Origin of the sequence: Mycobacterium sp. THU-M104, assembly GCF_049197365.1 — a bacterium.
Taxonomy (GTDB): Bacteria; Actinomycetota; Actinomycetes; order Mycobacteriales; family Mycobacteriaceae; genus Mycobacterium.
On sequence record NZ_JBMIOP010000150.1, the window covers coordinates 1 to 10583 of the forward strand.

Here is a 10583-nt window from a genome sequence, read left to right on the forward strand (position 1 = left end):
ACCGGTGAGTACCGCCTGGGACCGCCCGGCTAGTGCCGCCAGCCTTCGGCGGCCTGTTCGTCGAAGGTGCGGTCGAGGCGCTCGAACCTGCGGCGGATCGATGCACGGGCGGCCCCGTGCGGCAGGATGTAGAGGCGGTTGGCCAGGATCGCGTCGGCCGTCAGGCGCGCGACGTCCTCGACGCCCAGAGTGTCGTCCTCGACCGGCAGCGTCGCCTCCGGGGACGACGCCATCCCGTAATCGGCGCCGCGGATGCGTTCGGAGTTGGAGACCAGCTTGGTCTCGACGACCATCGGGCACAGCACCGAGACGCCGATCCCGTTGGGCTTGACCTCACGGGCCAGCGTTTCGGCCAGGCCGACGACGCCGTATTTGGCGACGCCGTACGCTCCGAGGCCGGCGTTGGGGACCAGGCCGGCGAAGGACGCGGTGAACGCGATGTGGCCACCCGTGCCCTGCTCGATCAGCCGCGGCAGGAACGCCTCGACGGCGTGGATGGAACCCCACAGGTCGATGTCGATCACCCAGCGCCAGTCGTCGTGGCTCATCTGCGCGAGCGGGCCCGCGACCACGATGCCGGCGTTGCTGAACACGACGTCGACGCGCCCGAGGAGGCGGAAGGACTCCTCGGCGAGATGAACCACCTCGTCGAGGTGCCTGACGTCGCACGTCACGCCGTGGGCCTCGAACCCCTCGGAACGCAGCCGCGTCACCGCCTGCTCGAGCGCGGGTGTGTCGACGTCGGCGAGCACGACGCCGGCTCCGCGGCGGGCGAACTCGCTCGCGGTCGCCAGCCCGATCCCATTCGCGCCGCCCGTGACGACGGCTTTACGCCCTTCGAATCCGTCCACAGGACGGAACCCTATTTCAGGCAGCCGCCCGCGTCGACGGGCAGGGTCACGCCGGTGACGTAGCGGGCTTCGTCGGAGGCGAAGAACAGCACCGCATTGCTGATGTCCACCGGGTCCACCCAGGGAATCGGCATCGTGTGGAACATCTGGCAGATCGGCGCCATGTCGTCGGGGCCGGGGTTCTCCAGGTCCGGGCGGAACATCTTGAAGGTGCCCTCGTTGTGCAGCATCGGGGTCTTGACATGGGTCGGGTGCACCGAGTTCACGCGAATCATGTGTTGCCCCAACTCCACCGCGAACGCTCGCATGAGCCCGACGACCCCGTGCTTGGCGGCGACGTAGTGACCGGTGTGCGGGTAAGCCTTGAGCCCGCCGACGGAGCTGGTCAGCACGATGGAGCCGCCGCCGCCGCCCGACAGCAGTTGCGGCACAGCGGCTTTCACAGTTTTCCACACCCCGGCCAGGTTGATGTCGATCACCTCTGTCCAGTCTTCTTCGCTGGTCTTGTCCAGCGTTTCGCCGCCGTTGCCGATGCCGGCGTTGGCCATGATGATGTCGAGCCGGCCGAGTTGCTCGACGCCGCCGTCCACCGCGGCTTTGAGTGCGTCGTAGTCGCGGACATCGACTTCGGCCGTGACGATCCTGCGATTGTGGGCCTTGACCAGGTCGGCGGTCTCCGCGAGCTCCTCGGGCGTGGACGCCGGGATGGCCGTGTCGGTGACGCCGTCGCGGATCGGTTTGCAGATGTCGACGGCGATGATGTCGGCGCCTTCCTGAGCCAACCGCACCGCGTGGCTACGGCCCTGGCCGCGCGCCGCCCCGGTGGCGAAAGCGACCTTGCCGTCAACACGTCCAGCCATGTCTACCTCGATTCCTTCCCCGGGACCACGCGTCGTGCCGCACCTGAACTCTGTCATCGCACAGAACGAGTGTCAATGGCGGATTCATTTCTGCTATTTGTTATTCTTAATATTGAGAAGAATATTCTCCAACGGCAAACCGGATGCGCCGTCCGCTCACATCGTCAGGGGTGGCCCGGGGCCGGCGTCAGCCGACGAACCCGCGCGAGCAGAAGTCCCACACCTCGTCGGCGGTGATGGGGTGGGTCGTCGCGTCGTCAGAGCCGCCACTGGATTGCGCGATGAACATGACGGTCTGCATGGTCATCGCCGCCATGCGCTTGGGATTGATGCCGGTGCGCAACTCGCCGGCCTCGCAGGCGGCCTCCATGAGCTCGGTCAGCAACGCCAGCAACGGCGCGTGGGCGACCTTGACTTCGGCCGGATGCGTCACCAGCAACCGCGGCGCAAAGTCGGTGAACAGTGGGCGCTTGGCCGTCGGGTCGGGGCGTGAGGCCTCGTACAGCAGCTCGACTGCCACCTTGAGCTGCTCCAGCGGGTCGGTGTGGCTTTCCGTGGCGGCGCGGATCTGATCGGCCGACCGGTTCAGCGCGTCCTCGAACAGTGCGAGCAGCAGCTCGTGCTTCCCGTCAAACTGCAGGTAGAAGCTGCGCAGCGACTGTCGGGAGCGGTCCACGACCTCCTGGACGGTGAAGTCCGTGCTGCCCTTCTCGATGATGATCGCCTGCGCGGCGTCCAGGAAGCGCTGAACGCGCTGCGCGGCACGCAGTTTCGCGGTTTTGATGGACCGCTCGACGGCGCGCTGCTTCCAGGCCGGCTCTTCGCTGGGGCTGGTCACGGGCGGCTCGGACGATTGCCGCGAGGGGAGAACATGATTGGACTGTACCGGAGAACGCCGTGACATCGCTGCGCTCGATCCCCTCACGGAAGACATGTCGGAGATTGTTACTTTCTGCCGAAGAGAATTTTATTCTCTCCAACGTATCTTTGGAAGCGGAATCGCGAAGAGGTTACCGCCGGGTAGGTGGAAGCCTTGATCTACCGGCATTCCGCGACGGCCGAAATTGTTCTGGGGAGTGTTGTGCAGCTGACGTCTACGTGGAGGAACTCGGGCGACGGCGCATCTATCAGAGCTTCAATCCCCAGGGTGTGGGCATCATCGCGGCGTCGTTGTTGTCGTTCGGGACCCCGGAGCAGCAGTGGCGGTGGGCTGTCTTGGCGTCGCGCAAGACGCGGGCCGTGCTCGACGCCGAAGTACTGTTGGCGTACGCGCGCTCGTTCGCCGCGACCATTGCCGGCGGCACGTCCGAGATCCAGCGCAACATCATCGCCGAACGAGTACTCGGGCTGCCGCGCAACTAGTCTCGCGCCCCGGCGCGTCCCGGCATTTCGTGTCGTCGCATCCGCGGCGCGTGGTGAGGTGCGTGGCGCGGCCGTCGCGCCGCGCCACGCCACATGCGTCCCGTAGCTCCCCTGTGTCACAAGGAGTTTGGCTGTGGCTTTTTGCTCGCCTCGCAGCGACAAATTCGCGTCGGTGGGCAGTTGTCGCTGTGAGGCGGGCGCAACGACACACCCCACCGCGCAGTGACGGGAGTGACGGATGCGGCGAAACGCGCTACAGCTGTGCCAGCCGCGGCGCAAAACCTTGGGCCCGCAACGCCGTGCCCGCCTCCCGCGTCAGTTCCCGGGCGCTGCCGAGCAGCCCGTCCAGGATCAGCGACCGCTTGATGTGACGGTGCAGCTGGTGCTCGGCGGTGAAACCGATTCCGCCCAGCACCTGCTGGCAGTGCCGCGCGGCGGTCAGCGCCGCCTGTCCCGCCGCGGCCTTGGCCAACAGGCAGGCCAAGCCGGGGTGGTCCACGGAGGCGGGCCCCGCGTGCAGGGTCGCCTCCGCTCCCTCGATCGCGATCATCGTGTCGGCCAGCCGGTGCCGGATCGCCTGGAACGACCCGATGGGCCGGCCGAACTGGACGCGGTCCAGAGCATGCCGGCGCGCCAGCGAGAGCATGGCCCGGCCGCAGCCGGCCAGCCACCAGCCCACCGCCAGCCGTCCCGCGCTCAGGGCGGCCTCGGGCAGCGGATCGGCCCGGGCTACACGGTGTATCGGCAGTTCCCCGTCGACGGCCGAGCTCGGGCCGTCGTTGCGCTCCCACACCACCCAGGAGCCGCCGGCGAACGGCAGCGGCACCATGCCCCCGGGCGGGGACCCGGATGCCCGCAGCAGCACGTCGTTGAGCACGGGGGCATGCGCGCCCGTTTCACCGAGCAGCCGGAACACCAACGGCACTGCCAGGTCAGGCGTTTCGTCGAGCATGTCGAGCCAGCCGCGGCCGGCCAGGGCCGCATCGAGCTTCGCGCCCGAGGTCGTGGCCATCGCGGTGCGCAGCGAGTCGGTCAAGAGTGCCAGTGACTCTGGATCGGTGAAGTCCGCCACGGTTTACTCCTTCCCGAGGTCGAGCAGCCGGCGGGCGATGATGTTGCGCTGGATCTCGGCCGTGCCGCCGTAGATGGTCGCCGCGCGCGAGTACAGGTATTCCGGGCGCCAGGGCGTGTCGTCGAGCTCCAGAGCTCCGGGCAGCAGGTCGCGGACTGTGTCGTAGAGCCGCTGTTCGGCGGTGGTCAGCAGCACCTTGTCGATCGAGGTGTCCGGTCCCAGCTGCGCCCCGTCGCGCAGCCGGTGCTGGGTGTCGCGGGACCGGCAGCGCAGCGTGTGCAGCGCCAGATAGGCAGCGCCGAGAGCTGATTCGTCGGGATCGCGCGCTTGCGCGATCAGTTCGTCGAATCGTGCGTACAGATAGGCGATGCGTTGCCAGAAGCAGGTGGAACGTTCGTAGGGCAGCAGGTCCATCGCCAGCCGCCAGCCGTCGCCGGGGCGGCCGAGCATGCGGCTGCCGGGTATCACCACGTCGTCGTAGTAGACCTCGCAGAACTCGTCGACCCCGTGCATCGTGCGGAGCGGGCAGATGGTGATGCCGGGGGTGTCCAGGTCGACGAAGAACGCGGTGATCCCGTCATGGCCGGGCGCTGTCCTGGTGAGCAGGATGCAGCGGGTGGAGAACTGGGCGAAACTGGTCCACACCTTCTGCCCGTTGACGATCCAGTTATTCTCCTCGGGTACGGCGCGGGTGGTCAGCGAGGCCAGGTCGCTGCCCGAACCGGGTTCGGAAAAGCCCTGGCACCAGTGCTCTTGGCCGCTGAGTAATCGCGGCACCATCTCCGCGGCGAGTTCGGCGGGGGCGTAGTCGATCATGGTGGGCGCGAGCACCTCGAGCATCGAATAGGGGCCGGGTTCGGCCAGCCGGCGGCCGACGACCTCCTCGCCGACGAGCGCGCGCAGCACCGCGGGGCCACCCAGGCCGCCGACTTGCACCGGCCAGCCGTACCGCATCCAGCCGGCGTCGTAGAGTGCCCGACTGACCCGGGCGAATTGACGCATGTGGCCCTGCAGCGAATGACCGATCGCGGGGGTCAGGTCATTGTCGTCGAGCCATGCGCGCAGGCCCGCACGGAACTCCTCGACATTCACCGTGCCGTCGATGCGCCGTCGCCCGCGGGACGCCCGATCGCGTGCGGGCGCCCGGAGTCGTGTACCCCGCTGCGTCGGATGAACGTCATGGCGCGGGTTTTCAGCCGCCATCCCTCGGGCGTGCGGGAGTAGGTGTCGCGGTAGTAGCCGATGCGCATGTCGTGGGTGGCGTGGTCGATGAAGCACAGCGGCTGGGTCCCGCTGGCCGAATCGCCGTCGAGCTCGACCGCCGCGGTCCCGGTCAGGAACAGTCCCTTCGGCGCGGCGGCCACCAATTCGGGAAACCTGGCCAGGCTGTAGGTTTCGCCGAAGGCGCTGTAGGTGCCGTCGGGGGTGAAGACGCCGACGAGTCCGTCGATGTCCTCCTGGGTGATGGTGACCGCGTAGCGGGCCAGCAGCTGTTGGATCTCGACGAGATCGTCAGTTCTGGATGGCCGTGTCGACATAGACCTTGCCGTCTTTCATGACGAAGCCCACGTGCTGGGTAACGGTGATGTCGTCCAACGGGTTTCCGGGCACCGCGATGATGTCGGCGAGCCCGCCCTCGGCCAGCCGGCCCCGGTCGTCGGCGTCGATCAGCTCGGCGGCGGTCAGGGTCGCCGCGCGCAACACCGACAGCGGTGACAGGCCCCAGTTCACCAGGGTGACGAGCTCGTCGGCGTTGCGGCCGTGCGGGATCGCCGGCGCGTCGGTGCCGACGGCGATCTTCACGCCCGCTTCGTAAGCGGCCAGTATCGAGGTGCGCGCCTTCGGGAACATCTCGGCGGCCTTCGCCTGCAGCGCCGGCGGGGCGTGGGAGATGTCCATCGCGTCGCCGTCGGCCAGGCGCCGGGTGCTGACCAGGAACGTGCCGTGCTCCACCAGCATCGCGATCGCCTCGTCGTCGATCAAGAAGCCGTGCTCGATGCAGTCAATACCGGCCGCGACGGCGTGGCGGACCGCGTCGGCGCCGTGGGCGTGCGCCGCGACGCGCAGACCCCGGCGGTGTGCCTCGTCGACGATCGTGCACAGCTCCTCGTCCGAATAGTGCTGTGCACCAAGAGGGCTTGTCAGCGACATGACCCCGCCCGAGCAGCAGACCTTGATCAGCTCGGCTCCGTGCTTGATTTGGTAGCGCACCGCCTTGCGGATCTCGTCGATCCCGTTGGCGATACCCTCCTCGACGGTCAGGTCCAGCACGTGCGGTGCGAACGCCGCGAACATCGTCGGATCCAGGTGCCCGCCGGTCGGGGTGATGGCGTGCCCGGCCGGCACGATCCGCGGCCCGTCGATCCAGCCAGCGTCGATCGCCCTGCCCAGCGCCACGTCGAGCAGGTACCCGCCGGTCTTGACGAACAGGCCCAGGTTGCGCACCGTGGTGAACCCGGCGCGCAGGGTACGGCGCGCGTTGCCGACGGCGCGCAGCATCCGCGTCGGCGGGTCGTCCTGGACCATGGACAGGCCGGGCTTTTCCCCGCGCCCGCCCGTCAGCAGGTTGACCTCCATGTCCATCAACCCGGGCAACAGGATCGCCTCACCCAGATCGATCAGATCACCCTCGACATCGCCACCGACGCCGGCGATCCGGTCGCCCTCGATCCGTAGGATGCCCGGCGAGACGATCTCGCCGGCGTCGACGTCGAGCAGCCCGGCGGCCTTGATTGTCAACACTTCTCAGATCACCGGTTCCCGGATCAACTCCACCCACGCGGCCCCGCTGTCAGGCACGCGCAGCTGCTTCCAGGCCTCGACCGGGAACGACACCATCACCAACGACTGCATCATGTGCATGAGGGTCTTCGCGTCGTCGGGCAGATCGTCCAGCGGATACTTGTCACAGTAGGCGACCACGTCGTCCAGACGAGGGAAGGCCGCGTCGTAGAAGCCCTGCATCTCGGCCATCGTCGAGGCCAACCGCTTGGCGTAACGCTCGGGTTCGGTGGCCAGGTCCCAGTCCAGATACGGTTCCAGCTGGGCGAATTCAGACGGTAACGCCATTGTTCCGGTACTCCCTCACGTAATCCCCGGTCGTCCTGTGCAGATGACGGATCAAGACTTCCTGATCGCAGAGCAGGAAGTCCTTGACCACCTTGGTGCCGATCATGGTCTGGGTGGCCTCCAGCGTGTTGGCGTCCTGCAACGCATACTCCTTGAACGTCACCGCCGCCAGCTCCTGGGCGAGACGCTCGCGCGCGTTGCGCGGCGGAACGAAGTACAGCGAGCACTCGAAGATGTGCTTGTCCACGGCGGTCGGCCAGTAATGGTAGGTCAAAAACCAGCCCGGCTCCCAGATCAACAGCATGAAGTTCGGGAAGAAGAGCCAGGAGTCGATGCCCCACTGCGGCACCCTCTTCACGTTGACACCCGGCGGTAGCTCCAGCTTGTCGATGATCTCCGGCTTGTCCCATGGGCCGAACAGTCCGCTGCGCAATACCTGGTCCATCGGCTTGACCATGGACATGTCCGGGGGCGGCGCCTGACCGCCCCAGGTCGACTGCAGGCTGTGCGGGCCGGCCACCTCGTAGTGCAGCGCCTCGTAGCCGAACTTCTGGATCTTGGCGGCTTCTTCCTTGGTGTACTGGCCCTGGTGCAGGATCGGCGCGTGGTAGAACTCGACGAACGCGTCAATGAACAGCTTCCAGTTGCTGCCGACTTCGGCGCGGTAGGAGTAGGTTTCGGTCATCTCGCCGAAGGGGTAGCCCTCGATACTCTTGGCCAGCGGCCCGAGGTAGTCGGTGAGCGGCGCGGCGTTGTTGTCGAAATTGACGAAGACGAAGCCTTCCCACACCTCGCAGCGGACGGGCACCAGGCCGTACCGGCTCTTGTCGACGTCGAAGAACTCGTCCTCCTGCTGGACGAACGTCAGCTCGCCGTCGAGGCTGTAGCGCCAGGCATGGTACTTGCAGGTGAACTGCCGGCAGGTGCCCGAGGTTTCCTCGTGTGGAAACTCGTTCCACACCAGCTTGTTTCCGCGGTGGCGGCAGACGTTGTGGAACGCCTTGACCGACCCGTCCCTGGTCTTGACGACGATCACCGACATGCCGGGACCCGCCGACGGCAGTTCCTTTGTGAAGTAGCTGCCCGTCTTGGGCAGCCGCTCTTCCCGCCCGACGTTGAGCCATGTGCGTTTGAAGATCGCCTCGCGCTCGGCTTCGAAATACGCCGGGTCGATCGAGTCGCTGTAATCGACCGGCGCGGTGCCCAGTTCGAGCTAGTTCTCCGTCCAGCTCCCCGCTGCCGGTTTGGGGAAGTGCGCCACCGTTGTTGTCCTTCTTTCTGGTCTCAATCGACTTCGACGCCAAAAGCGTTGATGGCCATCGCCAGTGCGGTGTAGCCGCCGACGGTGAAGATCAGATCCATGCATTGCCGTTCGTCGAGCCGTTCGCACAGCGTGGCCCACGTCTGATCCGACACGTTCGATTTCTTGTCGAGTTCGTCGACGGCGTCGATCACGGCACGGTCGAACCCGTCGGCCGCCTCGCCGGTTCGGGCGGCGGCGATCTCGGCGTCCGACAATCCCGCTTCCCTGCCCATCGTGACGTGGTGTGACCATTCGTAGGCGCAGTCGCGTCGGTGGGCGACCCGCAGGATCGCCAGCTCGCGGATGCGCGCCGGCAGGGTGGAGCCGTACAGCAGGTACCCGCCGAACCGCAGATAGGAGCGGGCCAGCTTCGGGTGGCGCGCGAGCGTGGCCATGAGATTGCCGGCGTCCTCGGGGTTGCACCGCTGCGGTGGCAGCATGACGGACAGCGACGTCCGGACAACCTCGTCCCACTCGTCGGCGGGCAGTGGCTGCACACGCACCGGCAGTCTCCTCTCGGCGAAAGAGAATGAGATTCTCTTTTCTAACCAATAGGTTGGCATGATTCGACCGCCGGGTCAATCCTGGCGTTTAGCTGCGTAGGAGCACCCGCCGTAGGCTGCGCCGGAGCGGCCCGCGGGGACCGCGCGGCGCGCGGGGATGTTGATTCTCACTTCGCGAGAAGCTAGTTTTCACACTAGTGACGTCGGTGCCTGGCGGGCGATCCGCCGACGCTGTACGGGGAGCAGCGCGTTCGACCGGGACCAGCTGGGTCCCCATGCGGAAGGAACGGCCATGAACAAAGACGACATGATCCTGATCAGCGTTGACGACCACACCGTCGAGCCGCCCGACATGTTCAAGAACCATCTGCCCGAGAAGTATCTGGACGACGCCCCCCGGTTGGTGCACAACCCCGACGGCTCGGACATGTGGAAATTCCGCGACACGGTGATCCCCAACGTCGCGCTCAACGCGGTCGCCGGTCGGCCCAAGGAGGAGTACGGGCTGGAACCGCAGGGCCTCGACGAGATCCGGCCGGGTTGCTACGACGTCGACGAGCGCATCAAGGACATGAACGCCGGCGGCATCCTGGGATCGATCTGCTTCCCGTCTTTTCCCGGCTTCGCCGGGCGCCTGTTCGCCACCGAGGACCACGATTTCTCGATCGCTTTGGTGCAGGCATACAACGACTGGCACATCGACGAGTGGTGCGGCGCCTATCCGGCGCGGTTCATCCCGATGGCGTTGCCGGTGATCTGGGACGCCGAGGCGTGCGCGGCGGAGGTGCGGCGGGTGGCGAAGAAGGGCGTGCACGCGCTGACGTTCACCGAGAACCCGGCCGCGATGGGCTATCCCAGCTTCCACGACCCCTACTGGACGCCGCTGTGGAAAGCGTTGTGCGACGCAGACATCGTGATGAACGTGCACATCGGGTCCTCGGGCAGGCTGGCGATCACCGCCCCCGACGCGCCGATGGACGTGATGATCACGCTGCAACCGATGAACATCGTGCAGGCCGCCGCGGACCTGCTGTGGTCCAAGCCGGTGAAGGACTACCCGGACCTCAAGATCGCGCTGTCGGAGGGCGGCACCGGGTGGATCCCCTACTTCCTGGAGCGGGTGGACCGCACCTACGAGATGCACTCGACGTGGACGAAGTAGAACTTCGGCGGCAAACTGCCCAGCGACATCTTTCGCGAGCACTTCCTGACCTGCTTCATCAGCGACAAGACCGGGGTCAGGCTGCGTCACGACATCGGCATCGACAACATCGCCTGGGAGGCCGACTACCCGCACAGCGACTCGATGTGGCCGGGCGCCCCCGAGGAGCTGTGGGACGTCCTGTCGGTCAACAACGTGCCCGACGACGAGATCGACAAGATCACCCACGAGAACGCGATGCGCTGGTACTCGTTCGACCCTTTCACCCACATTCCCCGCGAGCAGGCCACGGTCGGCGCGCTGCGCAAAGCCGCCGAGGGGCACGACGTGTCCATTCAGGCGCTCAGCCACCACAAGGAGACGCGGGCCGGTTCGTCGGTCGCGGACTTCACCGCCAACGC

The 10583-nt window shown here is 66.7% G+C and carries 10 protein-coding genes and 3 pseudogenes; 3 read left to right on the top strand and 10 right to left on the bottom strand.

Going from position 1 to position 10583, the window contains the following annotated elements; translation table 11 throughout:
* Nucleotides 1–29: 29 nt before the first annotated feature.
* The 3 genes from ACOJVU_RS12620 to ACOJVU_RS12630 all read right to left on the bottom strand — a co-directional run bounded on the left by ACOJVU_RS12620 (nt 30) and on the right by ACOJVU_RS12630 (nt 2549).
* Nucleotides 30–851 carry an SDR family NAD(P)-dependent oxidoreductase gene (locus tag ACOJVU_RS12620; protein ID WP_421530090.1) on the bottom strand — a complete coding sequence of 274 codons (822 nt, stop codon included), beginning with the start codon at nt 849–851 and terminating at the stop codon, nt 30–32.
* Between the two features lie 11 nt (nt 852–862).
* The gene (locus ACOJVU_RS12625) at nt 863–1711 is read right to left on the bottom strand and encodes a mycofactocin-coupled SDR family oxidoreductase (protein ID WP_421530091.1); all 849 of its coding nucleotides are present in this window, start codon (nt 1709–1711) and stop codon (nt 863–865) included.
* A gap of 187 nt (nt 1712–1898) precedes the next feature.
* The gene (locus ACOJVU_RS12630) at nt 1899–2549 is read right to left on the bottom strand and encodes a TetR/AcrR family transcriptional regulator (protein ID WP_421530092.1); all 651 of its coding nucleotides are present in this window, start codon (nt 2547–2549) and stop codon (nt 1899–1901) included.
* A gap of 254 nt (nt 2550–2803) precedes the next feature.
* Here ACOJVU_RS12630 and ACOJVU_RS12635 point away from each other — a divergent pair.
* Nucleotides 2804–2965: pseudogene (locus ACOJVU_RS12635) on the top strand (acyl-CoA dehydrogenase); the annotation flags it as partial.
* 27 nt (nt 2966–2992) lie between these two features.
* Nucleotides 2993–3073, top strand: a pseudogene (locus ACOJVU_RS12640) (acyl-CoA dehydrogenase family protein); the annotation flags it as partial.
* Between the two features lie 253 nt (nt 3074–3326).
* On the opposite strand, the gene ACOJVU_RS12645 reads toward ACOJVU_RS12640, so the two are convergent.
* The 7 genes from ACOJVU_RS12645 to ACOJVU_RS12675 all read right to left on the bottom strand — a co-directional run bounded on the left by ACOJVU_RS12645 (nt 3327) and on the right by ACOJVU_RS12675 (nt 9020).
* A complete protein-coding gene (locus tag ACOJVU_RS12645) occupies nt 3327–4085 on the bottom strand; it encodes an acyl-CoA dehydrogenase family protein (protein ID WP_421530098.1) in 759 nt (252 codons plus the stop codon).
* Nucleotides 4086–4148: 63 nt separating this feature from the next.
* The gene (locus tag ACOJVU_RS12650) at nt 4149–5237 is read right to left on the bottom strand and encodes an acyl-CoA dehydrogenase family protein (protein WP_421530093.1); all 1089 of its coding nucleotides are present in this window, start codon (nt 5235–5237) and stop codon (nt 4149–4151) included.
* Nucleotides 5234–5683: a nuclear transport factor 2 family protein gene (locus tag ACOJVU_RS12655; RefSeq protein ID WP_421530094.1), complete on the bottom strand. Its 450-nt coding sequence runs from the start codon at nt 5681–5683 to the stop codon at nt 5234–5236. Before ACOJVU_RS12655 ends, ACOJVU_RS12650 begins: the two co-directional genes overlap by 4 nt.
* Nucleotides 5658–6887, bottom strand: coding sequence for a metal-dependent hydrolase family protein (locus ACOJVU_RS12660; protein WP_421530095.1), 1230 nt, complete (start codon nt 6885–6887; stop codon nt 5658–5660). Before ACOJVU_RS12660 ends, ACOJVU_RS12655 begins: the two co-directional genes overlap by 26 nt.
* 3 nt (nt 6888–6890) lie before the next feature.
* Nucleotides 6891–7214 (bottom strand): hypothetical protein, encoded by a 324-nt coding sequence (locus ACOJVU_RS12665; protein ID WP_421530096.1) that lies wholly within the window; start codon nt 7212–7214, stop codon nt 6891–6893.
* The gene (locus ACOJVU_RS12670; protein ID WP_421530099.1) at nt 7198–8421 is read right to left on the bottom strand and encodes an aromatic ring-hydroxylating oxygenase subunit alpha; all 1224 of its coding nucleotides are present in this window, start codon (nt 8419–8421) and stop codon (nt 7198–7200) included. Before ACOJVU_RS12670 ends, ACOJVU_RS12665 begins: the two co-directional genes overlap by 17 nt.
* A 77-nt stretch (nt 8422–8498) precedes the next feature.
* Nucleotides 8499–9020 (bottom strand): carboxymuconolactone decarboxylase family protein, encoded by a 522-nt coding sequence (locus tag ACOJVU_RS12675; protein ID WP_421530097.1) that lies wholly within the window; start codon nt 9018–9020, stop codon nt 8499–8501.
* A 292-nt stretch (nt 9021–9312) separates the two neighbouring features.
* Here ACOJVU_RS12675 and ACOJVU_RS12680 point away from each other — a divergent pair.
* Nucleotides 9313–10583, top strand: a pseudogene (locus ACOJVU_RS12680) (amidohydrolase family protein); the annotation flags it as partial.

Excerpts from the sequence above, each read along its gene's own strand:
- ACOJVU_RS12665 (WP_421530096.1), bottom strand. The coding sequence starts at position 7,214 with ATGGCGTTACCGTCTGAATTCGCCCAGCTGGAACCGTATCTGGACTGG.
- ACOJVU_RS12645 (WP_421530098.1), bottom strand. The coding sequence starts at position 4,085 with ATGGCCACGACCTCGGGCGCGAAGCTCGATGCGGCCCTGGCCGGCCGC.
- ACOJVU_RS12655 (WP_421530094.1), bottom strand. The coding sequence starts at position 5,683 with ATGTCGACACGGCCATCCAGAACTGACGATCTCGTCGAGATCCAACAG.
- ACOJVU_RS12625 (WP_421530091.1), bottom strand. The coding sequence starts at position 1,711 with ATGGCTGGACGTGTTGACGGCAAGGTCGCTTTCGCCACCGGGGCGGCG.